General features: G+C 64.5%; 21 protein-coding genes, 1 pseudogene and 1 riboswitch. Of the genes and pseudogenes, 3 read left to right on the plus strand and 19 right to left on the minus strand.

Features of this window, described 5'->3' with window-relative positions; genetic code table 11:
* Positions 1–49 precede the first annotated feature (49 nt).
* The 17 genes and pseudogenes from bluB to AC1DVV_RS08880 all read right to left on the minus strand — a co-directional run bounded on the left by bluB (position 50) and on the right by AC1DVV_RS08880 (position 18,155).
* A complete protein-coding gene (gene bluB / locus AC1DVV_RS08800) occupies positions 50–682 on the minus strand; it encodes a 5,6-dimethylbenzimidazole synthase (protein WP_477666036.1) in 633 nt (210 codons plus the stop codon).
* Positions 683–774: 92 nt separating this feature from the next.
* On the minus strand, positions 775–1,614 hold the full coding sequence (locus tag AC1DVV_RS08805; protein WP_477665814.1) for a CbtA family protein: 840 nt from the start codon (positions 1,612–1,614) through the stop codon (positions 775–777).
* Positions 1,615–1,639: 25 nt separating this feature from the next.
* A complete protein-coding gene (locus tag AC1DVV_RS08810) occupies positions 1,640–1,831 on the minus strand; it encodes a CbtB domain-containing protein (protein WP_457280507.1) in 192 nt (63 codons plus the stop codon).
* A gap of 68 nt (positions 1,832–1,899) precedes the next feature.
* Complete coding sequence (locus tag AC1DVV_RS08815) at positions 1,900–2,304, minus strand: DUF1636 family protein (RefSeq protein ID WP_477702174.1); 405 nt, start codon at positions 2,302–2,304, stop codon at positions 1,900–1,902.
* Between the two features lie 9 nt (positions 2,305–2,313).
* On the minus strand, positions 2,314–2,865 hold the full coding sequence (locus AC1DVV_RS08820) for a vWA domain-containing protein (RefSeq protein WP_477665813.1): 552 nt from the start codon (positions 2,863–2,865) through the stop codon (positions 2,314–2,316).
* A gap of 131 nt (positions 2,866–2,996) precedes the next feature.
* The gene (locus tag AC1DVV_RS08825) at positions 2,997–4,076 is read right to left on the minus strand and encodes a magnesium chelatase ATPase subunit I (RefSeq protein WP_477702175.1); all 1,080 of its coding nucleotides are present in this window, start codon (positions 4,074–4,076) and stop codon (positions 2,997–2,999) included.
* Positions 4,073–7,891, minus strand: a complete 3,819-nt coding sequence (cobN, locus tag AC1DVV_RS08830) for a cobaltochelatase subunit CobN (protein ID WP_477702176.1) — start codon at positions 7,889–7,891, stop codon at positions 4,073–4,075. Before cobN ends, AC1DVV_RS08825 begins: the two co-directional genes overlap by 4 nt.
* Positions 7,892–8,059: 168 nt before the next feature.
* On the minus strand, positions 8,060–9,121 hold the full coding sequence (gene cobW / locus AC1DVV_RS08835) for a cobalamin biosynthesis protein CobW (RefSeq protein WP_477702177.1): 1,062 nt from the start codon (positions 9,119–9,121) through the stop codon (positions 8,060–8,062).
* A gap of 23 nt (positions 9,122–9,144) precedes the next feature.
* Entirely contained in the window at positions 9,145–9,990 is an 846-nt protein-coding gene (locus AC1DVV_RS08840; RefSeq protein WP_477702178.1) for an ABC transporter substrate-binding protein, read from the minus strand.
* Between the two features lie 4 nt (positions 9,991–9,994).
* Positions 9,995–10,564 carry a cob(I)yrinic acid a,c-diamide adenosyltransferase gene (cobO, locus tag AC1DVV_RS08845; protein ID WP_457280977.1) on the minus strand — a complete coding sequence of 190 codons (570 nt, stop codon included), beginning with the start codon at positions 10,562–10,564 and terminating at the stop codon, positions 9,995–9,997.
* A gap of 294 nt (positions 10,565–10,858) precedes the next feature.
* Positions 10,859–11,281, minus strand: a pseudogene (locus tag AC1DVV_RS08850) (ABC transporter ATP-binding protein); the annotation flags it as partial.
* A 92-nt stretch (positions 11,282–11,373) separates the two neighbouring features.
* Positions 11,374–12,453, minus strand: a complete 1,080-nt coding sequence (locus tag AC1DVV_RS08855) for a FecCD family ABC transporter permease (RefSeq protein WP_477665812.1) — start codon at positions 12,451–12,453, stop codon at positions 11,374–11,376.
* Positions 12,450–13,319 carry an ABC transporter substrate-binding protein gene (locus AC1DVV_RS08860; RefSeq protein WP_477665811.1) on the minus strand — a complete coding sequence of 290 codons (870 nt, stop codon included), beginning with the start codon at positions 13,317–13,319 and terminating at the stop codon, positions 12,450–12,452. The genes AC1DVV_RS08855 and AC1DVV_RS08860 overlap by 4 nt, the downstream gene beginning before the upstream one ends.
* A gap of 140 nt (positions 13,320–13,459) precedes the next feature.
* Complete coding sequence (gene cobU / locus AC1DVV_RS08865) at positions 13,460–14,044, minus strand: bifunctional adenosylcobinamide kinase/adenosylcobinamide-phosphate guanylyltransferase (protein ID WP_477665810.1); 585 nt, start codon at positions 14,042–14,044, stop codon at positions 13,460–13,462.
* Positions 14,041–14,889 (minus strand): ABC transporter substrate-binding protein, encoded by an 849-nt coding sequence (locus tag AC1DVV_RS08870; protein ID WP_457280498.1) that lies wholly within the window; start codon positions 14,887–14,889, stop codon positions 14,041–14,043. Before AC1DVV_RS08870 ends, cobU begins: the two co-directional genes overlap by 4 nt.
* Positions 14,886–16,226, minus strand: a complete 1,341-nt coding sequence (locus AC1DVV_RS08875) for a cobyrinate a,c-diamide synthase (RefSeq protein ID WP_477689409.1) — start codon at positions 16,224–16,226, stop codon at positions 14,886–14,888. Before AC1DVV_RS08875 ends, AC1DVV_RS08870 begins: the two co-directional genes overlap by 4 nt.
* An 18-nt stretch (positions 16,227–16,244) precedes the next feature.
* Positions 16,245–18,155, minus strand: coding sequence for a TonB-dependent receptor domain-containing protein (locus AC1DVV_RS08880; protein WP_477702179.1), 1,911 nt, complete (start codon positions 18,153–18,155; stop codon positions 16,245–16,247).
* 84 nt (positions 18,156–18,239) lie between these two features.
* A riboswitch (cobalamin riboswitch) is annotated at positions 18,240–18,525 on the minus strand.
* Positions 18,526–18,571: 46 nt separating this feature from the next.
* Here AC1DVV_RS08880 and AC1DVV_RS08885 point away from each other — a divergent pair.
* The 3 genes from AC1DVV_RS08885 to AC1DVV_RS08895 all read left to right on the plus strand — a co-directional run bounded on the left by AC1DVV_RS08885 (position 18,572) and on the right by AC1DVV_RS08895 (position 20,281).
* Positions 18,572–18,811 carry a DUF904 domain-containing protein gene (locus AC1DVV_RS08885; protein ID WP_457280495.1) on the plus strand — a complete coding sequence of 80 codons (240 nt, stop codon included), beginning with the start codon at positions 18,572–18,574 and terminating at the stop codon, positions 18,809–18,811.
* A complete protein-coding gene (locus AC1DVV_RS08890; RefSeq protein ID WP_457280494.1) occupies positions 18,808–19,143 on the plus strand; it encodes a cell division protein ZapA in 336 nt (111 codons plus the stop codon). Before AC1DVV_RS08885 ends, AC1DVV_RS08890 begins: the two co-directional genes overlap by 4 nt.
* Positions 19,144–19,480: 337 nt before the next feature.
* Positions 19,481–20,281 (plus strand): sulfite exporter TauE/SafE family protein, encoded by an 801-nt coding sequence (locus tag AC1DVV_RS08895; protein WP_457280493.1) that lies wholly within the window; start codon positions 19,481–19,483, stop codon positions 20,279–20,281.
* An 11-nt stretch (positions 20,282–20,292) separates the two neighbouring features.
* On the opposite strand, the gene AC1DVV_RS08900 is transcribed toward AC1DVV_RS08895, so the two are convergent.
* Positions 20,293–21,252 (minus strand): LysR family transcriptional regulator, encoded by a 960-nt coding sequence (locus AC1DVV_RS08900; protein WP_457280492.1) that lies wholly within the window; start codon positions 21,250–21,252, stop codon positions 20,293–20,295.
* A 111-nt stretch (positions 21,253–21,363) separates the two neighbouring features.
* Positions 21,364–22,272, minus strand: a complete 909-nt coding sequence (locus AC1DVV_RS08905; protein WP_477665807.1) for a LysR family transcriptional regulator — start codon at positions 22,270–22,272, stop codon at positions 21,364–21,366.
* Positions 22,273–22,414: the final 142 nt, after the last annotated feature.

Genomic DNA, 22,414 nt, shown 5'->3' on the forward strand with positions numbered 1-22,414 from the left:
GGAAGCAGGAACGGACAAGGCATGAAGGCTGGCCCAGTGCGTGAACATCTCAGCCGGCTTCCGGCTCACGCGGGGTGGTCTGGCCCCAGCTGTCTTCAAACACCATGTCGGCCAGCGGGGCACGGCGCGCCCACTTTTCAGCCTGCAGCATGGGCTGGTCGTAAAAAGCGTGGACAGGGCCCAGGCACAACACCGCAATCGGCTTGCTGCCTTCGGGCATCTGCAACAACCCGCCCAGCTGCTGCGGATCAAAAATCGAAACCCAGCCCATGCCAAGGCCCTCGGCACGGGCCGCCAGCCAGAGGTTCTGGATGGCGCAGGCCGCCGAGGCCAGGTCCATTTCGGGCAAGGTACGGCGGCCAAACACATGCTGTTCGCGCCCCGGTGGCAAGGCCACGACCAGCACCTCGGCCGCATCGAGCACGCCTTGCACCTTGAGTTTCATGAACTCGTCTTCGCGCTCGCCCAAGGCCCGGGCCGTGAGCACACGTTCCTGCTCAATCAGCGCGTGAATACCTTCGCGCAAAGGCCGGCTGCGCACGCGAATAAAACGCCAGGGCTGCATGAAGCCGACGCTGGGTGCGTGGTGCGCGGCCGACAGCAAGCGCTGCAGTATGTCGTCAGTGACCGTGCCGCCGCTGAAGTGGCGCATATCGCGCCGCTCGAAAATGACCCGGTACACCGCCTGCTGCTCAGCGGTGCTGAAGGCGTGGCCGGGCCGGGCCGCATCGGCCGGGTCCGCATCGGCGGCGGAGACAAAGCCCGTCACACCATTCACTGAGGAGCTTGCACCGCGCCAACAGCAGGCACGTCAGCGCGCTGCAGTACCGCCAGCAAAGCCGGGCGCACCCAGCGCTGGAAGGCCAAACCACTGACCAGGCCCAGGCTCACCCAGAACGACAGAGACACCCAGGTCGTGGCCCAGATGAACTGCGTGCCGAGCTGTTCCAGCGCGGCATGGGCTTCGGGACCAAAACCGGCCAGGGCATCACCTTGAAGCTTGGGTGCACCCACCACAAACGGCAGCGCCAGCAAGGCTGCGGACACCAGCCAGCGCCAGGATGCGCGCGCAAAACCGGCTACGGCGCAGGCACCCGCTGCACTGCTCACTGCCAGCACCCACCAGACCTGGCGGGCCTGCAGCGGCGCGGCTTCCATGCCGGGTACTTCCGCATGCAAACCCAGCGAAGGCCAGAGGTGAAAGCTCAACCAGCCAGCTGCAGCCACCACACCGGCCAGGCGCAGTGAAGCCACCGCGCCACCGCGTTGTGCGTCACGTTTGTAAAGCCACACGCCCATCACCGCAAACACCAGCAGCGCCATGCTGAAGGCGTGCAGCATGTTGGCCACCCAGGTCCAGCCAATGCGCTCGGCGCCGTTCGTGGGTTCCCATTCCTTGGCAGCACCGTGCTCGTGCGTATGAGGGGCCGTACCTTCGGCATGCACGTGGGCAGCGGGAGCGGCGGCGGGCGCCGGAGCCTCCACCTTTTGCTCCTCGTACACCTCGGCCGCCAGAATCAGCGGGGCGGCTTGCCAGCGCTGCACGCCGGTTTGCACGCTACCCACCACCACGGCAGTGGCCAGCGCCGCCCAGATCAATCGTTGAAAAACCATAGCTGTCTCCCGGTGAAAGTGCTGCTCAATGGCAGGGTTTGACGGTGATGTGGCGCACATCGTGCGCGGCGTTGTGGGCCAGCGGGCTTTCGGCAAAGGCCACGCCGTACAGCACCACCAGGCCCAATGCGGCGGCGCCCAGCAGGGGACGCAGCACGGCCAGGCCGGGATTCAGGGTGTGAGAAGGGTTGTGGGTCAGCGTCGTCGGTTCAGTCATGGCGTTCTCCTTGAGGTAAGTGGGAGGGTGGGTGGGGTGAAAAAAACAAACTTAGTGCATTTGGCCGCTCATGTCGAGCCCAGGCCGTTCAAACCAACAGGAGGCAATCGGGCAAGGATACCGCTGCGCAGGCGATCGGGCCGCGCGTTGCGGGCCAGGTTGCCGTCGGCACTCTGCGCGTGCAGTTGCGCGCAGGCAATCACCTGGGCCGCGGTCTCGGCATCGGGGGCCAGGTCGCCAAAGTAGTAGCTGAATTTGCCCCGGGCTTGCAAGGTCACGGTGCAGGCGCGGGTGCAGCCGCTCATGCACGCCTGGCCGCGCACCTGAAGGCCCTTGTGCAGCCCGGTGTCCAGCTCACACACCAGCAGCGCTTCCTGAACCGCTTCGAACAAGGCCAGGCCATGGGCGGGCAGCTCACGCGAGGCGCCCGACGGGCGGCAGGTGGTGCAGACAATGATTTCGGTGTCGGACATGACGATCTTTTACGGTTGGTAACTCGGGGCCATGGCCAGGCGGTGCTCCGCGCCCCAGCGCATGGCCCAGGCGGCACAGCGGCCCAGGTTCTTTTTCGGATCGTCAAAATCGACAATCACCAGGTGCTGCGGGGTCAACGGCGCCTGCGGTTGCTCCAGCGTGCGGCCGTCGGTCAGCAGCCACAGCCAGCACTCCGTGGGGCCACTTTTGCGCAGCGTGCGTTGCAGCAGGCGGTCAGCCTGAAACAGCGCCTCGGCCAGCGGCGTGCCACCGCCACCGCCCAGCGGGCGCAGGCGCTGGCTGCCGGCGGCACGCGCGCGGCCAGGGGGCAGCAGCAGTTCCACACCCTGCCCGCCAAAGCGCAACAGCGCCACATCGTCGCCCTGCCGCGCGGCCTGCTCGATCATGAAGGCCGCATGGCCCTTGGCCAGCGCCAGACGGCCGCGCTGACGCATGGAGCCCGAGGTGTCGAGCACGATGCAATGCAAGCGCCCGGCGCGCAGCGCGACCGGCTGGTGGCGCAGGTGCGCGCGCTGCAACGGCGCTGGGCCTTTGGCCACGACGGTGGGCAGCCAGGCAATCGCACTGCTGCGCTGCCGTGCGTTGGGCGCGGCTGAACTTCCAGAGGGAGATTGGGGCGGAGGCCACCGCCAGCTGCCAGTCCCGTTGCGCGGGCGGCGGCTGGGGTGGCCTAGGCTTTTTTTGGCGGCCACCCGGCAATTTTTTGAACCTTGGTCGTTCCCTCGGGCTGGGCAGGCAAGGCGCCCCAATCGCCCTGGGGCGCGGACGCAGCAGCTTGCGGGTCTTGCAGGCGCTGCGGGTTGTGTTGCGGTTGCTGTGGTGCGCTGTGGGTGCCGGGCGCTGGTGTCGCACTGCCTTCGGGTCGGCGGTGGGCCAGTGCCAGTTCAGCCACAGCGTCTACATCGGCCACAGACACTTCGCTGCGCCCTTCCAGCGCGGCAAGCGCGCGTGCGGCGCGCAGCATCACCAGATCGGCGCGCATGCCATCCACACCGGCGGCAATCGCGCAGGCAGCGGCATGGTGCAGCACCGCGTCCGACCAGATCAGGCGTGGCAAGGCAGCGCGGGCGGCCACCAATGCGGCGCTCAGCGCACCTTGTTCTTCGGCATGCTGCGCGCCCAAGGCCCCGGGGTTTTCATCAAAACCCAGGCGCGCGCGCAGGATGGCGGTGCGCTCTGCGGCATCCACCGGGTTGGCCAGCACCAGCGAGAGGCCAAAGCGGTCCAGCAGCTGCGGGCGCAGCTCGCCCTCCTCCGGGTTCATGGTGCCCACCAGCACAAAGCGCGCGGCGTGCTGTTTTGAGATGCCATCGCGCTCCACCGTGTTCACGCCGCTGGCTGCCACGTCCAACAGCGCATCCACCAGCGCATCGGGCAACAGGTTGACCTCGTCCACATAGAGCACACCGTTGTGGGCCCGCGCCACCAGCCCAGGCGCCAGGCGCACCTGGCCGTCGCGCAGCACGTCTTCCACATTCAGCGTGCCCACCAGTTGCTCCAGGCTGGCGGCCAACGGCAAGGTGACAAAGGGCGCACCGGGCAGCAGCGCGGCCAGCGCACGGGCCGCAGTGGACTTGGCCGTGCCACGCGGGCCGCTGATCAGCACACCGCCAATGCCGGGGTCTATGGCTACCAGCTGCAAAGCCAGCTGCAGCTGCGGCTGGCCGACCAGCGCGGTGAAGGGAAAGGCCGCGCGGGTGGCGGGCTCAACAGGAATGTTCAGTTCAGGAATGCTCATGGTCGTGCTCATGTCAAAGGTCCTTCTCCGTGTTCTTCAAGCCGGCGCTCCAGCGCCAGCAAATGGTCTTCGATGCGTTCGCGCTGGTCGCCCGGCGCCTCCCACAGGCCGCGCTGCATGGCCTCCAGCAGGCGCTCGCCAATGCTGCGCAGTGCGCCGGGGTTGTGCTGCTGCAAAAACGCGCGGTTGGTGTCGTCGTGCAAATAAGCATCGGCCACCAGCGCGTACTGGTGGTCGCCCACCACGCCTGTGGTGGCGTCAAATGCAAACAGGTAGTCCACCGTGGCGGCCATCTCAAAAGCCCCCTTGTAGCCATGGCGGCGCACGCCCTCCAGCCACTTGGGGTTGACGGCGCGCGAACGCACCACGCGCGCCACCTCTTCGCCCAGCGTGCGGATACGCGGCGCACCAGGCACGCTGAAGTCGCCGTGATACAGCGATGCGGGCGCACCCGCCAGATGTTCGACTGCCACCGCCATGCCACCCTGGAACTGGTAGTAGTCGTCCGAATCGAGCACATCGTGCTCGCGGTTGTCCTGGTTGTGCAGCACGGCATCCAGACCGGCCAGGCGCTGCTCGAAACTGCCACGCGCTGGTGCGCCGTGCTCGCCCTGCCCGTAGGCAAAGGCGCCGGCGCGCAGATAGGCCTGAGCCAGATCGGCGCCGTCGTTCCAGCGGCCGCTGGCCATGACCTCTTGCAGACCAGCGCCATAACCGCCGGGGCGCGGGCCAAACACGCGCCAGGTGGCTTCGCGCTGGGCGTCCTCTGCACTCAAGCCCTTGGCCTGTGCCTCGGCCGCTTCGCGCTGCACCCGGGCGCGGATGGGATTCACGTCGTCGGGCTCGTCCTCTTCACTGATCGCGGCCACGGCGCGCACGGCGGTATCAAACAGGTCAATCACATTGGGGAAGGCATCGCGGAAGAAACCCGAAACGCGCAAAGTCACATCCACGCGCGGACGGTTCCTGATAGCCATGGGCAGCACTTCAATGTCCACCACCCGGCTGCTACCGTCGGCCCACTTGGGCCGCACGCCCAGCAACGCAAAGGCTTGTGCAATATCTTCGCCGCCCGTGCGCATGGTGCTGGTGCCCCAGACCGACAGGCCCAGGCAGCGCAACATCTCGCCATGGTCTTGCAGGTGGCGCTCAATCACGCGCTCAGCCGCCGCGGCGCCCATGGCGTAGGCGGTCTGTGTGGGCACGGCACGCGTGTCCACCGAATAGAAGTTGCGGCCTGTGGGCAGCACGTCAGGCCGGCCACGCGAGGGTGCACCGCTGGGACCGGCGGGCACAAACTTGCCAGACAGGCCGCGCAGGCACTGCGCAATCTCCTGCGGACCACAAGCGTCCAGGCGGGGGCGCAACACAATGCGCATGCGCTGCAGCACCGGGGCGGTGTGCGGCCAGGCTGCGGCATCCCAGGGTGCATCGGCCACCACATGGTTGGCCACCAATTGCCGGGCCAGCAACTCCAGCCGCTCGCGTGTGTGGCCCGCATGACGCCAAGCTTCGGTACTCACGCCCTGCAACACCGCAGGGAACGGCCCATTCCAGGGCGCAGCCCATTCGGGGCTCAACACGCTGAAGCCGTCCACACCATCTAGCTCCAAATCCTGAGCCAATGCCACCAGCAGGCTGCGCTGGCCGGCAGCCGTACCACCTGGAAAACGCGCCAGCGCCACCAGCGTGTCGATTTGCTGGCGGCCCTGTGGTGATGTGCCCAGGATGTGCAGCCCATCGCGGATCTGTGACTCCTTGATCTCGCACAGGTAGGCGTCCAACCGCAGCAGCAGCGCTTCACGGCCCGCGTCATCGGCGGGTTTGGCAAAGCCCAGGTCAGTGTGCAGATTCTCAGTCAGCACGCGCTCCAGAATGTCGCCGCGCAGGCGTTGGGCGCGGCGTGGGTCCAGTGACAGGGCCTCGTAGTACTCGTCCATCTGGCGCTCGAGTTTTTGCAGCGGGCCGTAGGTTTCGGCGCGGGTCAGGGCCGGCATCAGGTGGTCGATGATGACGGCCTGCGTGCGGCGCTTGGCCTGGCTGCCCTCGCCGGGGTCGTTGACGATGAAGGGATACAGGTGCGGCAAGGGGCCCAGGATGGCGTCGGGCCAGCAGGCTGCGCCCAGCGCAACGCTTTTGCCAGGCAGCCATTCGAGGTTGCCATGCTTGCCCACGTGCACCACCGCGTCCACCGCAAAACTGCGGCGCAGCCAGAAGTAAAACGCCAGGTAGTTGTGCGTGGGCACCAGGTCGGCGTCGTGGTAAGTCGCCACCAGGTCCAGGTCACGCCCGCGCGCGGGCTGGATACCCACAAACACGTTGCCCAGGCGCAGGCCGGAGACCATGAAGCGGCCGCTGCGCACCATGGGGTCCTGTTCGGGGGAGCCCCACAGCGCGTTCACTGCGTCGCGGCTGGCAAGGTCCAGTTGGTTGAAGTCCTGCAGGTAATCGGCCATGGCAAGACTCTGGCCTGCCGGCCGGATGCCGTTCGCGTCCAGGTTGTTGGTCACGCCTGCCACCAGCGCGGCGATCAGTGCGTCACCGCCTTCGGGCAAGGCACCTGTGACATAACCTGCGTCCTGCATGGCGCGCAGCAGGCCCACCGTGGAGGCCGGGGTGTCCAGGCCCACACCATTCGCCAGACGGGCATCGTCGTTGGGGTAGTTGGCCAGGATCAGTGCGATGCGTTTATCGGCATTCGGCCTGTCACGCAGCACACACCAGCGGCGCGCCAGCTCGGCCACAAAGGCCATGCGTTCGGGTTCGGGCTGGTAACGCACCACGTCCACCTGGGTGCGCTCGTCACGCCACGCCAGGCCCTTGAAGCTGATGGCGCGGGTGCCAATGCGGCCGTCCACCTCGGGCAGCACCACCTGCATCGCCAAGTCGCGCGGGGCCAGGCCATGCGGGTCTTCTTGCCACTGCTCTTGGGAACAGCCCGCGGTGATGAGCTGTAGTACCGGTGCATCACCAGCCAATGGGGCCATCTGCGCGCCGTCCACACTGTCCACATCGTCGCCATCGAGTGCGGTGATGGCAAAGCTGGTCGCGTTGAGCACCACGCCCACGCCGTGTTGCGCGGCCAGCGACTGCAACAGCTCCAGGCTAGCGGGGTTCTTGAGCGAATCCACGGCCACGGCCACAGTGTTCAGCCCTTGATCATGCAATGCGACCAGCATCGCGTCAAACACCGCAGTGTTGCCGGCCTGCACATGGGCACGGTAGAACACCAGCAATGCCACCGGCGCACCGTCTTGCCACGCTTGGGCACCCAGCGATTCGTAAATTATGGCCGGTGGCAACACCGTAGGCGGTGTGGGCCGAGTCCCCAGGCCAAACGCGGAATAGCCTATCAATTCAAAAAAGTTATGGGCGTTGTCGCGGCCGCCTTCGCGCAGGCAGCGCCAGAGCTGGCGGCAGTCCTCATGCGGGGCGGTACTGCGCAGCAGCAGTTGCAAGTCTTCACTCGCGTCACCCGAGAAGAGCGCCAGCCACTGGCCGCGTTCGCGTGCGAGTTCGCGCACGCGCTCCACCACATAGGCCCAGTCGCTGGCAGCGCCCAGGTGGTCAATCACCACCACGCGCGCATGTTGCAGCACCTCGTCCACATACATGTCGGCCGAAGCGGGCTGGCGCAGCCACATCAGATTCGCCAGGCGGACCGTGGGAAAGCCTTCAGGCAATGCACCCGCCGCATCGGCCAGCAGCGACAGCGTGGTATCCGCCGCGCTGAGCACCACGATGTCGCCCGGCGTTTGCTCCACACGCACCACGCCCTGACCACCGTCTTCAACGTGGCCGCCAGGGCGGGTGGAGAGCAAATGCATGTTTTATTTCACAAGGTAAGGTTGAACAGCCCATCCTGGCGCAGGTCGATGGGGCGCTCTGCGCAGCGGCATAAAGGAGGAGCCCACAGGGCGGAGGACAGCCGCGGAGCGGAGTGCCCCGTCGGCCTGTGCCCGCCACAAAACTAAAGCTTCAGCGTGCATTTGGATTCAAGCCGCGACGGGTGCCGCCAGCGTCGCACTCAACTCAGCCTGCAACACAGCCGCATTGAGCTCGGAACCAATCAGCACCAGGCGCGACTGGCGCACTTCATCCGCACGCCAGGGGCGATCGAAGTAGCTGTCAAAGCGCGTACCCACGCCCTGCACCACCAGGCGCATGGCCACGCCGGGCAAGGCCACAAAACCCTTGACGCGGTAAATCTCGTGGCGCCCCACCACATCGCGCAACGCAGCCAGCAATGCTTCGCGGCCGGTCACGTCCAGCGCCACCTGCACCGAGTCAAAGGCGTCGTGGTCGTGGTCTTCTTCCTCGTCGTGGTGGGTCTTGCGCTGGTCGATCTGGTCTTCCACTGCGCGCTCCAGGCCCAGCAGCACGCCGATATCGATGCGGCCATGTTGGGCATGCACCAGCTTCACGCCGGGCAAGGTCTCGGCGCGGATGGCGGCTTCCACACCCACCAATTCTTCGGCCGTCAGACCATCCGTCTTGTGCACGATCACCAGGTCGGCCGTTGCCAACTGGTCTTCAAACAGCTCGTGCAAGGGCGAGTCATGGTCCAGGTTGTCGTCGGCGCGGCGCTGGGCGTCCACGGCCACAGGGTCGTCGGCAAAGTCGCCGGCCGCCACCGCTGGTGCGTCCACCACGGTCACTACGGCATCCACGGTGAAGGTGTTGCGCAGGGCGGGCCACTGGAAGGCCTGCACCAGCGGCTTGGGCAGCGCCAGGCCCGAAGTTTCGATGATCAGGTGGTCGATCTGGTCACGGCGCTTGGCCAACTGCTCCATCACGGGCGCGAACTCTTCCTGCACCGTGCAGCACAGGCAGCCGTTGGCCAACTCATACAGCTGCCCGTTTTCTTCACCGTTCTCGTCGCAGCCTATGCCGCAGCCGCGCAGCAGTTCGCCGTCGATGCCGAGTTCGCCAAACTCGTTGACGATGACCGCGATGCGGCGGCCTTGCGCGTTGGCCAACAGGTGGCGGAGCAGCGTGGTCTTGCCGCTGCCCAGAAAGCCGGTGACGATGGTGGCGGGGATTTTTCGGGTTTGCATAAGAGTCTCTCGGGTAAAGAAAATTAACGGGGCGCGTCACGGGGAGGCAGGGCCTTGAGGCACTCCACCAGCATCTGGGCGGCCTCGCCCAGGCGAGGGCCAGGGCGTGACAACAGGTCCATGCGTTCGGTATCCAGCAGGCACAGCTGCTGCTGGCGCACTGCCGGCAGTGCACTCCAGCCGGGGCGGTCTGACAGATTGGCCAGCGTGGCGCGCGGGCCAATGATGATGTCGGGCGGGCGGCGCAGCAGCAGCTCGGGATTGATCCGGGGGAACAGGCCCAGATCGCCGCTCACCACATTGACCAGGCCCAGCCTGGCCACGGTCTCACCAATAAAGCTCTTCTCGCTGGCTGCAGACGATCCTGCGCCCACCTCCACATACACGGTGCGCCCGCGCAACGCGGCAGGCATGCGGCCCGCGGCGATGTCGAGTTCGGTGTCGATATGGGCTATCAGTTCGGTGGCGCGGGCCGGTTCACCCAAGGTGTCGCCCAACTTCACCAGCATGCGTTTCAGATCCGAATGGGTGCGGGCATCCAGCATCATCACCGGCACGCCCAGCGCCTGCAGGCGTTCCCCCGCGCGGCTGCGCGGACCCAGCAAGACCAGATTGGGACGCAAGGTCACAATGCGCTCGACCTGCGCGTCTTCCAGCCCTCCCACCTTGGGCAGCGCCAGTACCGAAACGGGCCAGGTGGAGTGGCGATCAGTGCCCACCAGCTGCGCGCAGCGGCCCAACGCACACACCGCCTCGGTCAGCGAAGGCGCGAGCGTGACGATGCGCGAGACGGGTTGTGCGCCCTGCGCTGCGGCCAGGCTGGAGAACAGCCACAAAGCCAATCCACAAGCAATGAAAAGGAAACGCAAAACTCTAGTCCTCAATGCCGCGTTGGGCGGGAACGCCGGCTTTAAAGTGGTGCTTGATCAAAGTCATCTCCGTCACCGTATCCGCCAGGTCCACCAGCTCGCCCGGCGCATTGCGGCCCGTCAACACCACGTGCACATGCGGTGGGCGCTCGCGCAGGCAGGTGAGGATGGTCTCCAGCGGAATCCAGCCGTAGCGCAGCGGGTACATGATTTCGTCGAGCACCACCATGAAGTGTTCTCCCGCGCGTATCGTGGCCTCGGCCTTGGCCCAGCCGTCGAGTGCCAACTGGGCCGAGTGGTCCAGGTCGCGACTCTTCCAGCTGAAGCCGTCGCCCAGGCCTTCGATGGGAATGCCCAGTTGCTCAAACAAGCGGTGCTCACCAAAGCGCGCCGTAGGCACCTTCATGAACTGGTAGACCTTGACAGCCTTGCCCCGGCCATGGGCACGCAAGGCCAGGCCAAAGGCGGCCGTGCTCTTGCCTTTGCCGTGGCCGGTATTGATCATGATCAGGCCGCGGCGCTCGGCCGTGGGAACGACACGTTCGTAATCGACGGGTGGGGTTTCAATTTGCATGGGAGCTCTCTTTGCAGGATGGTTGACTTTGGGCAGCGCAATCCACTGCCCTTGCAAGGGATGAACAGCAAGGCGTCCGTCAAATACGTCTTCCAGTGCGCGGTGTGTGGCCAGATCGGCGCAGGCGCCTTGGTGGGTGATGCGGCCTTCAGCCATCACGACCATGGTGTCGGCTTGCAATGCCATGGTGATCTCATGCAGAACGCTGACCACGGTTTTTCCTTCGGCCACCAGCGCACGCACCACGTCCAGCCAGTCGGCCTGGTGCGGCGGGTCGAGGTTGGCCAGCGGCTCGTCCATCAGCAGCACCTGGGCCTGCACCGCCAGGGCGCGCGCCAGCAGCACGCGCTGGCGCTCGCCGCCCGACAGTTGCCCCAAGGCGCGCTCGCGCCAGTCCCAGGCACGGGTGGCGCGCAGGGCCTGCTCCACCGCTGCACGGTCGGCGACGCTGGGCGGGGCCAGCCAGGCCTGGTGCGGCAAGCGGCCCAGCATGGCCACGTCCCACACCGTCAGGTCATCGGCCGAGGTTTCGTTCTGGCCCAGCCAGGCCAGCTGGCGGGCGCGTTCGCGGTGCGGCAGGTTTTGCATGGGCCGGCCCAACAACGAGACGCTACCACTGTGTGGCAGCACACCGGCCAGCGCCCTGAGCAAGGTGGACTTGCCTGCGCCGTTGGGGCCGACGATGCTGGTCCACCGACCCGCAGCAATGTCCAGGCTGATGCCGTGCAGTACGTGTTGCTTTTGCAAGCCATTTCCGAGGCTGGCCCTTATAGAGTCTGCGCCGATAGCTATTGAATTCATAGCGTTTCTCATGCTGCACGGCCTCCGCCCAGGCTGCTGCTGCGGTGCATCAGCCACAACAAATAGCCGCCGCCCAGCACCGCGGTGAGCATGCCCACGGGCAGCTCCTGCGGCGCGATCAGCCAGCGTGCCAACGTGTCGGCCGCCATCAGCAACACGCCGCCCATAAGGCTGGAGAGCAGCATCAGGTGCGCGTGCGTGGTCTTGACCACCGAGCGCACCAGGTGCGGTGCGGCCAGGCCTACAAAAGCGATCAACCCGGTTTGAGCCACCGCGGTGCCCGTAGCCAGCGCCAGTACCGCCACCAGCGCCGCGCGCATAGGCGCCACCGGCAGGCCCAGGCTGATCGCCGTAGCGTCACCCAAACTCAAACCATCAAGGACGCGCGCCAGCAGCCATGCCGCCAGCACGCACACGCCCCAGACACTGGCCATGAGCACGCACGACGTCCAGCCCACAAAGGCCGTGGAGCCCAGCATGAAGGCCTGCATGGCCTGCAACGATTCGGGTGAGAACAGCAGCACCAGGTGCGTCATGGCACCCAGCACAACGCCCACCACCACACCGGCCAGCAGCAGGCGCAGCGTGTGGCCCACACCGCGCGACAGCACCAGCGTGAGCATCACCGCAAACACGGCGCCCAGAAACGCCGCACCGGTCAACCCCAGACGCACCCACAAGCTGCTGGAGAACACACTGACGGCCATACCGCCGCTCATCATGCTGCCGCCCAACATGCCGGCGCCCCCACCCAAAGCGGCCAATGCCAGCGCCACGCCCAGCGAGGCACCCGAGGCGCTGCCCAGCAAATACGGGTCAGCCAGGGGGTTGCGAAACAGGCCCTGGGCTACGGCACCGGCCAGGCCCAGCAAGGCGCCGGCGGCCCAGGCGCCCAAGGTGCGCGGCAGGCGGATCTGCCAAATGATTTGCTGTGCCATGGCGGTTTGCTGCGGGTCCTGTGCGGGGTTGAGCAGCGGACGAATCAGGTTCTCCAGTCCGGCGCTGCCGACACAGATACCCAACGCCACCAAAGCCAATGCTCCCAGCACACCGGCCCAGACCAGCCAGAAAACGCGGGTTTGCATCATGGTTTGGCTCCCGGGGCGGGCGCATTTTTCAGCAGACATTGGGCCATCAGGCGCGCACCTTCAGCCATGCGCGGGCCGGGACGCACCAGCATGTCGGCCTCGTCGGGTGGGAAAATGCAGACCCGCTGCTCGCGCAGTGCGCGGATGCTTTGCCAGCCGGGCCGCACCGTCAAACCGCCGGCGCTGCGCTGGCCGATCATGATCAGGTCAGGGTTGGCGCGGACGATGTATTCGGGGTTGAGCTTGGGGAACGGCCCGAGCTTGGCAGGCACGATGTTTTTGGCACCCAGGCGTGTGAGCGTTTCGCCAATAAAGGACGACTCGCCCGCTGCATACGGCCCCTGGTTCACTTCGAAGTAGATCTTCACATTGCGCACGCTGGTCGGCAACGACTGGGCTGCAGCCGAGACACCGGCATCAATCGCGCGCCAGATGCGTGCGGCATCACGCACCTCCAGCAACTGGCCGAGCTTGAGCATCACGCGCTGCACGTCGGCATGGCTTCGCGGCTCCAGCGCCACCACCTTGATGCCCAACGCCTGCAGCCGCTCGCCCGCGCGCGACGAGGTGGCCATCAGCACCACATCGGGCTTGAGAGAGACGATCATCTCGATGTTGGGGTCCAGCCCGCCGCCAACTTGGGGCAGTTTTTGCACGCTGGCCGGGAAGTTGGAATAGCGGTCTACCCCCACCAGGCGCTGGCATTGGCCCAGCTCGCACACGGTTTCGGTCAACGACGGCAACAGGCTCACAATGCGCTGCGGCGCGGCGGGGAAGGTGACGGTGACCCCTCGGTCATCGGTGACCTGCAAGGCACGAGCGACACCCGCCAGACCAAAGGTAAAGGCAAACGCAAAAACGAGCATCACCGAGACGCGGGGTGGCAGAGCGTTTTGCGCAGGTAAAGGAGGAGCCCGCAACGCGGGCGGGGGACACGGAGCAAAACGCTCTGCCACCCCGCGTCTGTGCAACAGAAAGGGGCAAAGAAAGCGGCGGATGTCCATCTTCATCCCGCATCCTTCAAAGTCAGTGGCAAGCCTGCCGCCATCAGCGTCACGCGCTGGCACGCAGCGGCCACATCCTGGTTCAGTTTGCCCAAGGCATCCACAAAGGCGCGAACCTCGCGCCCCATGGGAATTACGCCCAACCCAATCTCGTTGCCCACCAGCACCACCGGGCCAGGGGCCTGGGTAATTGCTATCAAAAGAGAAGCGGCTGGCGCACTGTCCATGGGGGCTAGAGGCTTATTTTGTTCAAAATCCACGGGCATCAACCGGTTGGTGAGCCACAGCGTCAGACAGTCCACCACTACCAAGGTGTCGGGCTGGCTGTGTTTTTGAATCGCCTCCGCCAGTGCCAACGGCTCTTCCACCGTGGTCATGCCGGGCACGCGCTCGGCGCGATCCGCCTGGTGGCGGGCGATGCGCTGGCGCATCTCCTCGTCCCAAGGCTGTGCGGTGGCAATCAGCACGGCGCGGTGGCCCAGTCGCTGGTCCAGCCACTGGCGCGCCAGCAGTTCGGCACGGCGTGACTTGCCACTTTTCTGGCCGCCCAGAATCAGTTCGCTTTTGGCAATCGTCATAGCGCTCATGATCGGAACGCTCCGGCTTGTTCAGCGTCCATCCACTGCAGGATGATCTGGTGCATCCTGGCCACGCCGTCGGTCAGCGCAGCGGGGCCGGGCTGCAGTATGTCGGGCGACTTGATTTCAAACAGCTGGTTGTGACGCACCGCATTCACCGCACCCCAACCCTCGCGTGCCACCACGTTCTCCGGCCGGAATTTCTTGCCGCACCAGGAGCCCAGTATGAGATCCGGGTTACGGCGGACGATCTCGGCCCCGTCGGCAATGATGCGGTTCTTGCCCAGCGATTCGGCGGCGAGCTCAGGAAAGCAATCGTCACCTCCCGCGATGCCGATGAGCTCCGACACCCAGCGGATCGCGCTGATGTGCGGGCTGTCCCATTCTTCAAAATACACCTTGGGGCGGCGCGCACCCTTGGCGACCCTGGCCGCGACGGCCGCCTGCATGGCACGCAAATCGGCCTGCATCTGTGCAATGCGCTGCGCACCCTGCTCTGCCTCGCCCACCATGGCGGCCAGCTGGAACAGCATGGAGAAAATTTCGGCCACGCTGCGCTGGTTGAAGATGGTGACCTGCACACCGCGCTTGACCAGGTCCGAAGCAATGTCGGCCTGCAGATCCGAAAAGCCCAGCACGCAGTCGGGCTGCAGTTCCATGATCTTCTCGATCTTCGCGCTCAGAAAGGCGCTGACGCGCGGCTTCTCGTCGCGCGCGCGTTTGGGCCGCACGGTGTAGCCCGAGATGCCCACAATGCGCTGCTGCTGGTCCAGCAGGTAGAGCCATTCGGTGGTTTCCTCGGTCAGGCAGACGATGCGCTGCGGGCCGGGCTGGTAGTGCAGCAAGTCCGTCATGCAGTCACCTCTACAGATGTGGTGAATAGCGCTGCCACCGCTTCGGGGCAGGATGGAAACCAGGCATGAAAGTAACTGGCGCGCACCGCACCATGCTGCCACACGGCCTCGCCCACGTCCGGCGCGGGCGCGGTGCCCGGCCGCGAGGTGCGTGCCGCGGCCTGTAACGGCGTGGCCGTGGTCGAGTAATGGAAAGTGTGGCCGCGCAAGGTGCCGCTTTCCAGGGCCAGCTGCTGCGGGCCCAGGCCGGCCAGCAGCTTTTGCATGGTCACTTCGCCAGGTAGCACACCCCATTGCACATGGCGTTTGCCATCCAGTGTGACCAGCGTCTCAAACAGGGCCATCATGCCGCCGCACTCGGCCCATACAGGTTTGCCTGCGGAAATGTGTGCGGCCAGGCTGGTGCGTAGCGCGGTGTTTGCCGCAATTGTCTCTGCGTGCAGTTCGGGGTAACCACCAGGAATCCACATCGCGTCGCAGGCCGGTACAGCCGCGTCAGCCAATGGCGAAAAGAACACCAGCTCAGCACCCAGCGCGCGCAGGGTATCGAGGTTGGCGGCGTAGATAAAACAGAAAGCGGCGTCGCGCGCAACAGCGATGGTTTTGCCTTTCAACATGGGAGCAATGGGCGCAGAGGCTTCCGGCGCCGCGAAGTCCACCGCCCATCGCTGCAAGTCGTCCAGGGTCATCTGACCCAGCGGCGTGGTGGCCAGCGTATCGGCTGCGGCGTCCAGCCTTTCCATGGCATCTGCCACTTCGGTCGCGACGGTCAGCCCCAGGTGGCGCTTGGGCAGGCTCATGGCGGGATTGCGCAGCACTGCCCCCAACCATTGGTCCGGTGCCACACTGGCCTGCAGCATGCCCGCATGCCGCGCATTGGCCACGCGGTTGGCCAGCACGCCGGCCCATGGCATGTCGGGGCGATAGTGCTGCAAGCCAAAGGCCAGCGCGCCGAAGGTTGCCACCATGCCCGATGCATCCACCACCGCCAGCACCGGCAAGCCAAAGCGTTGTGCCAGGTCGGCCGCGCTGGGTTCACCGTCAAACAGGCCCATCACGCCTTCCACAATGATAAGGTCGGCCTCCAGTGCCGCCGCATGCAGGCGCGCGCGGCAATCGTCCTCGCCCGTCATCCACAGATCCATCTGGTACACCGGCGTGCCGCTGGCCAGGGCGTGCCAGCACGGGTCCAGAAAATCCGGCCCGCACTTGAAAACCCGAACCCGGCGGCCCTGCCGCGCATGCAGGCGCGCCAGCGCGCAGGTCACCGTCGTCTTGCCCTGGCCGGAAGCCGGAGCGGCGATGAGGATGGCAGGGCAACGGACGGAGGTTTGCATGGCTGGTGTGGATGAGGCTTACTGGGGTGCCCAGGTCAGGCCGACGTACACAGAGCGCCGGCCATTGGCGTAAGTACCGGCAGTCTGGTAGGCCTTGTCGGTCACATTGTCCAGCTTGGCGACCAGTTTCCAGTCGCGCGACAGCGCCGTCGTGGCGCTCAGGTTCACGAGCGAGTAGCCCGGCAGCACCACGTTGCTGGCGTCGCTGTCGAAGGTGTGCAAAGCCATCACAAGGTCCGTCGCCAGTTGCCAGCCGCCCACCGGCATCTCGGCGCCCAGCGTGCCGTATTGGCGGGAGCGGCGCTGCAGGGTTCGGTTGGTAACCAGGTTCTTGGGATTCTGCAGATCCAGCGAGCCGTGGATGTGAACATTGCCCAGCGTCTCGGCAGCCGTGAATGTCAGCCCTGTGTACTGGGCCTGCGCCGTGTTGGCATAGCAGCCACGATTGCTCAGCACCGTCGGCGGGCCGCCATTGATGCAGGGACCGTTGCCCGTGACGAAGCTCAGCAGGTTGGTCAGGCGGTTGCGATAAGCGGTGACACCGTACTGGGCAGTCCCCTGGCTATATTTGAGCGCCATTTCCACGCTGCGGCCGGATTCGGGCTTCAAGGTCGAGGTGCCGTAAATGCTGAAACGCTGGTACAGCGTGGGGACCCGAAAGGAGGTGCCGGCGGATGCGGACACTTTCCACTGTGGCGTGAGCGCAAAGGCATAGGCGGCGGAGCCGGTGGTCTTTCCGCCGAATTCGCTGTCGGTGTCATGGCGGGCGTTGAACTGCACCGTGTGCGCGCCGCCGCTCCAGCCGTAGCCCAGGCTCACGCCATCCAGCGAACGGTTCCCGTTGAGGGTGCTCATGCCAGCCGGCACGGCCGAAGAGCCGACCAGGCGGAACACATCGCGACGGCTTTCCAGTGTAGCGCTCAGGAGATGCGCGCCAATGCGGTATTCGTTCTGGAACAACAACGTGCTGATGGTGCTCTTGTCGTAAGAAACCTGCGGGGTCGAGCCATTCAGGCCTTCTTCACCGGAGTCGGTACCCTGCGTGACCGCCAGCTTGGTGCTGTATTGGCCAGACCATTTGGCTTCCCACTGCAGGCCCAGGGTCTGCAGGTCGCTGATACGGCGAAAGTCGCGTGTGAGGCCGCCGTCGTACTGCGCATCCATATGGCTCTGCAACACATTGGCTTCAATGCGGTGGTCAGGATTGATTTGAAAACCCAGCTTGGCATTGGCACTCTGGCTTTTGTAGCCGTCGGCATCGGGGTTTTGAGCCGGGATGGTCCGGGCATTGAAGCCATCGCTTTGTCCCTGCGTCAAGCCCAGAGAATAGTCAAAGCCGCCCGCTGAACCGCTGGCGGCGAGCTCGACCCGGCTGGTATTGTAGGAACCGTAACCCACCGTCACGGAAGGCGAAAAAGGGCCTTGGCCGCGCTTGGTGAATATCTGGATCACGCCGGCCACGGCGTCGGAGCCATAGACTGCGCTGCTGGGGCCGCGCACGATCTCAATGCGATCAATCAGCGAGAGTGGAATGTTGTTCCAGGAGACGGCTCCAGCCGTCGTCTGCGACTCCATCCTCACGCCGTCTACAAAAACCGGGGTGTGGCGGGTTTCACCGCCACGCACAAAAACGCTTGTATTGCTGCCGATACCGCCGTTACGGGTGATCTGTATGCCCGGCACGCGAACCAGAACATCAGCCAGCCCCACCGGGCCGGCGCGCTCTATGGTTTCACGGTCAATGACCGTGACATCAGCAATGACATCGCCGATGGGTTGGGCGCTGCGCGTAGCGGTTACCACCATTTCCTTGAGTTGTGGCGCCGCGCCGGCCTGGGCCGCCGGGGCAGTCTGGGACAAGGCGGGAAAGGCAGCGGCCACAGCCAGCGGAAGCACGGCAAGGCGTGTGTGGAAAACACAGGTTTTCATGGAATCAGACAATCAACAAAATACCCTCACTGGCTTCCCCGCCAGTGCATGAGCGTTACAAACGCTCATGCCAGTTCATGGACGTGCGCGTTCACCTTGTTGGCCGGTATCCGGGCTGACGGAACTGCCTCCATCGCCTTCCCAAGCGTGTGTTCAAAACGCTCAGTGGCTAGTGATGAAAGCTGAATGGGCTTCTGACTTGGCGTCAGGAGCCCATTCGTCCGTATTACCGTTGCGGGGGCAGCGCAGGTTAAAGGTCTCGGCGCCAGCGAATCAGGTTGACCTGATGCATGGCTTTGACCCCCTCCTGCTTCCCGTTGAACTGCAGCGTGCGAACCACACTGCGGGCACCAACAGGGCAGATTCTACGCGGGCCTTCCCCATGTCCGGCCGCAAACCCTACAATCGGAGCTGCCATGTCGAACCAAACCCAAATCGACCAGATCGTCGAACGCGTTGAGCGGCTCCTGCTGCGCTATGAGGAGCTGCAGCGTACCAACGAGCTCCTGGTGGAGCAGGTTGGCGTTCTGACGCACGAACGCGACTCCCTCAAATCGCGGCTCGGCGCGGCACGCGCCCGTGTGGATGCACTGCTGGAGCGCCTGCCCGAAACCAACGGGCATGCCGCCAAAAACACCGTGGGAACCGAGTCATGAAACAGCTCGAAGTGCAGATCATGGGCCAAAGCTATTTGCTGGGCTGCCCCGAAAATGGCGACGCCCGAATGCTGGACGCGGTCAACCGTGTTGACATGGCCATGTGCAGGATTCGCGATGCCGGGAAAATCAAGGCACGTGACCGCATTGCCGTTCTGGCGGCGCTCAATCTCGCCTTTGAGCTCCCCGAGCGCACGCCAAACGCTACGCCCACACCCGCCGCGACAACAGCGGAAACAACCGCCAGTGCTGGCGAAACAACGCATCCGCAACTCACAGCCTTGCTACAGCGGCTTGACACAGCCTTGGGCGTTGACGGCCGCCTGCTTTAAGCCCGCACCCCTGCGGTAAATCACTCCCCCACTTCGCGCGCGGGAGCCGCAAAGGCCTACAATGAACACGTCTGCGATGCGCATTGGGCTTTATATTTCCTTGAACCAATGCTCTTCGAGCACGGGCTTGGTAAATTGTCCGGCAGGTGTGATCGTCTCGCGTCAGACGAACCCGAAACCTGACTGCCCTCGCCCACCTGAACCCCGGTTCAGGATGACGGTCCAGTGGCACTCGCAGACACCTTTCTTTTCTTGTCCCGGATCCGAACGGAATCCAGGCCGCGAACAAAAACAATAGCCGGTTGCGGGCCCAGCCCGCCGTGCCACAGCAGATCTGATGTCTCTCGAACCCCAACTTATTGCCGAACTTCTCCTGTTGGGTCTGTGCACCGGTTTTCTCGCAGGCCTGCTGGGCATCGGCGGCGGGATGCTGATGGTGCCGTTCATCACCTTCATCCTCACGGCAAAGGGCTACCCGCAGGAATACACCGTGAAAATGGCGGTCGCCACCTCGCTGGCCACCATCTGCTTCACCTCGTTGTCATCAGTGCGTGCGCACCACCGGCGCGGGGCCGTGCTATGGCCCATCGTTCGGCTGCTGGCGCCCGGCATTTTGCTGGGGTCATTGATTGGTGCCCAACTGGCGGTGGCCTTGCCGGGAAAAATCCTCAGCATCCTGTTTGCCGTTTTTGTGGCGTTTTCAGCCACCCAGATGTTTCTGGGCCGTAAACCCAAACCCAGCCGCACTCTGCCCGGCCGCCTGGGCACCTTTGGCATGGGTGGTGTCATCGGCATGCTGTCTTCGCTGGTGGGCGCAGGCGGCGCCTTCGTTTCGGTGCCCTTCATGACCTGGTGCAACGTGAAAATCCATGACGCCGTGGGAACCTCGGCAGCGCTTGGTTTTCCGATTGCGCTGGCCGGCACCTTGGGCTACATCTGGGCTGGCCAGAACCTACCTCAAATGCCGCCCGGCTCCATCGGCTTTCTTTACCTGCCAGGACTGGTCATCATCTCGGTGGCCAGCATTTGTACGGCGCCGCTGGGCGCACGCACCGCGCACCGCATGGACATCCAGCCGCTGAAAAAAGTCTTCGCCGTCGTGCTGTATATCCTGGCAGCCTATTTCCTGCTGCGCTAACCCTTGTTGTGCTAACGGCGGGTGACAGCACGCCGGGGCTGTGCCGTTTTGGGCCGAAAACCAATTGTCTGCTCGATCAACGCCCCGCCATCCGTCATCAAAAAAGTCTTGAACGCCTGCGCTACCGGCGTCAGCCGCTTGTTGCGACGGTGCACGACATACCAATTCAGCATCAACGGAAAACCCTGCACGTCGAGCACGGTCAGGCTGCCCACCTGAAGTTCGCGGCTGATGGTATGCGCCGACAGAAAACTCACCCCCATGCCCGCGATCACGGCCTGTTTGATGGTTTCCGTGCTCTTGATCTCCATCGCGATGTTGAGGTCGGCCAGGTGCGTGCCGAAACCCTCCTCCATCGAATTCCAGGTATCAGAACCTTTTTCACGCACAACAAAGGGTTCGCTGGCCAGGCGCGATAGCGGAATGCGCTTTTTGGCGGCCAGCGGATGGTTGGGTGCTGCCACAACAACATAGGGGTGCGGGGCGAAAGGTTCGCTCACCGTGTCCATATCCAGTGGCGGGCGCACCATGACGGCCAGATCTGTCAGGTTGTCGGTCAGTTGGCTCAAGAGTTCCTCGCGATTGCAGACGCCGAAGTCCAGCGTCACGCCCGAGTGGCGCCGTGCAAACTCAACGAGCAGGCGCGGAAAGAAATAGTCGCCGGCGCTGATCACCGCAACGTTCAGCTTGCCGCCGGAGATGCCCTTGAACTGCGCCATGGCTTCCTCCACCTCCTTGAACTGCTGGATGATGATCCGGCTGGAATGAAGCATCTCAATGCCCGCCGGCGTGAGATGAATTTTTTTGCCGAGCTGCTCAAACAGCGGAAGGCCTGCGTGGTCTTCCAGTTTGTTGACCTGGATGGACACTGCTGGCTGCGTCAGGTGCAGCTCTTCGGCGGCTCGCGAAAAACTCAAGTTGCGGGCCACAGCCTCGAACACCTTGAGCTGGCGCAATGTCGCATTCTTCATCTCGGCCCCTTTAGTCCATAACTCACAAGTAATTCATGGTATCAAATGGATTAGCAATAAATAATCATTCATTGCAAGCCGGTCGACCTGGGGGCAAGCTTTCGCCTGTGGCTATTTCTGGTCCGCCCACCAGGACTCGCCGAACTGGCCTTGCAGCCAGCCGACAAAACCGTTGACCTTGGCCGGCACCAGTTGGGGTGAGGGATAGACAGCATGGATTTCCTGCGACGGCAGCACCCAGCCGCTCAGGAGAGGCACCAGGGTGCCGCTGCGCACTGACTCATGCGCCACATACCGGGGCAAGGCCGCCACGCCCATACCGCCACGCGCTGCCACCAGCAGCGCCGAGAGATTGTTCGAGCGCAGCGGCCCACTGACCGAGACCTGCCACGCTTGGCCTTCGGCTCCGTTGAAATGCCAGCGCGCATCACCTTGCACCGTGCTGTAGATCAGCGCATCGTGCGTGACAAGATCCGCAGGATCGGCCGGCGCACCGCGCTTCCTGATGTATTCGGGCGAGGCCACGACCACCCACGGGTTGATACCCAGGTAACGCGCCCCCAACGTCGAGTCAGCGAGCGGTCCCATCCGGATCGCCACGTCAATGCCCTGCTCAACCAGGTTGACATAACGGTCTTCAAAGTTCAACTCGATTTGCAATTTGGGGTGCATCTGCATGAACCGCATGACCAGCGGCACCAGCACACGCCGTCCAAAAGCTACGGAGGTAGTGATTCGCAGGCCGCCCTGGACCTGCGACTGCAATAGCGCCGCCACCGTCTCGGCCTCTTCGACATGATGTGCAATCAGCTTGCACTTGGCGTAATACAGCGCGCCTATCTCAGTGGGCGTCACGCCGCGGGTCGAGCGGTGGAGCAGCCGCGAACCCAACTGCTTTTCCAGTTGCACCACCAGTTTGGTGGCCGACGGCTGGCCCATACCCATGTCGGCCGCCGCCTTGCTGAAAGAGCCGAGGTCCACCACGCGAATGAAAAGCCGGATGGCTTGAATGCGGTCCATGGCCACAAGTAGACCACGGCGACATCGGCCAGGCAATCATTTATTCCAGTTTGGAATAAGCGTAATGCACAGGATGGGGCTTCCCCGCAACCACCAACGCCGCGACCATCCGTCTCAACGATCAGCAACCTCTAGGAGACTT

The sequence above is a fragment of the Polaromonas sp. P3_B4 genome (assembly GCF_056402835.1).

Bases quoted from the DNA above. Each gene is read 5' to 3' on its own strand.
- AC1DVV_RS08875 (WP_477689409.1), bottom strand. From the start codon at position 16,226: ATGCAAACCTCCGTCCGTTGCCCTGCCATCCTCATCGCCGCTCCGGCT.
- AC1DVV_RS08860 (WP_477665811.1), bottom strand. From the start codon at position 13,319: ATGCTCGTTTTTGCGTTTGCCTTTACCTTTGGTCTGGCGGGTGTCGCT.
- AC1DVV_RS08905 (WP_477665807.1), bottom strand. From the start codon at position 22,272: ATGGACCGCATTCAAGCCATCCGGCTTTTCATTCGCGTGGTGGACCTC.
- AC1DVV_RS08900 (WP_457280492.1), bottom strand. From the start codon at position 21,252: ATGAAGAATGCGACATTGCGCCAGCTCAAGGTGTTCGAGGCTGTGGCC.
- cobO (WP_457280977.1), bottom strand. From the start codon at position 10,564: ATGCAAATTGAAACCCCACCCGTCGATTACGAACGTGTCGTTCCCACG.
- AC1DVV_RS08890 (WP_457280494.1), top strand. From the start codon at position 18,808: ATGAAACAGCTCGAAGTGCAGATCATGGGCCAAAGCTATTTGCTGGGC.
- AC1DVV_RS08885 (WP_457280495.1), top strand. From the start codon at position 18,572: ATGTCGAACCAAACCCAAATCGACCAGATCGTCGAACGCGTTGAGCGG.
- AC1DVV_RS08895 (WP_457280493.1), top strand. From the start codon at position 19,481: ATGTCTCTCGAACCCCAACTTATTGCCGAACTTCTCCTGTTGGGTCTG.
- AC1DVV_RS08825 (WP_477702175.1), bottom strand. From the start codon at position 4,076: ATGAGCACGACCATGAGCATTCCTGAACTGAACATTCCTGTTGAGCCC.
- AC1DVV_RS08880 (WP_477702179.1), bottom strand. From the start codon at position 18,155: ATGAAAACCTGTGTTTTCCACACACGCCTTGCCGTGCTTCCGCTGGCT.
- AC1DVV_RS08805 (WP_477665814.1), bottom strand. From the start codon at position 1,614: ATGGTTTTTCAACGATTGATCTGGGCGGCGCTGGCCACTGCCGTGGTG.
- cobN (WP_477702176.1), bottom strand. From the start codon at position 7,891: ATGCATTTGCTCTCCACCCGCCCTGGCGGCCACGTTGAAGACGGTGGT.
- cobU (WP_477665810.1), bottom strand. From the start codon at position 14,044: ATGAGCGCTATGACGATTGCCAAAAGCGAACTGATTCTGGGCGGCCAG.
- AC1DVV_RS08810 (WP_457280507.1), bottom strand. From the start codon at position 1,831: ATGACTGAACCGACGACGCTGACCCACAACCCTTCTCACACCCTGAAT.
- cobW (WP_477702177.1), bottom strand. From the start codon at position 9,121: ATGCAAACCCGAAAAATCCCCGCCACCATCGTCACCGGCTTTCTGGGC.
- AC1DVV_RS08870 (WP_457280498.1), bottom strand. From the start codon at position 14,889: ATGACGGACTTGCTGCACTACCAGCCCGGCCCGCAGCGCATCGTCTGC.
- AC1DVV_RS08855 (WP_477665812.1), bottom strand. From the start codon at position 12,453: ATGATGCAAACCCGCGTTTTCTGGCTGGTCTGGGCCGGTGTGCTGGGA.
- AC1DVV_RS08815 (WP_477702174.1), bottom strand. From the start codon at position 2,304: ATGTCCGACACCGAAATCATTGTCTGCACCACCTGCCGCCCGTCGGGC.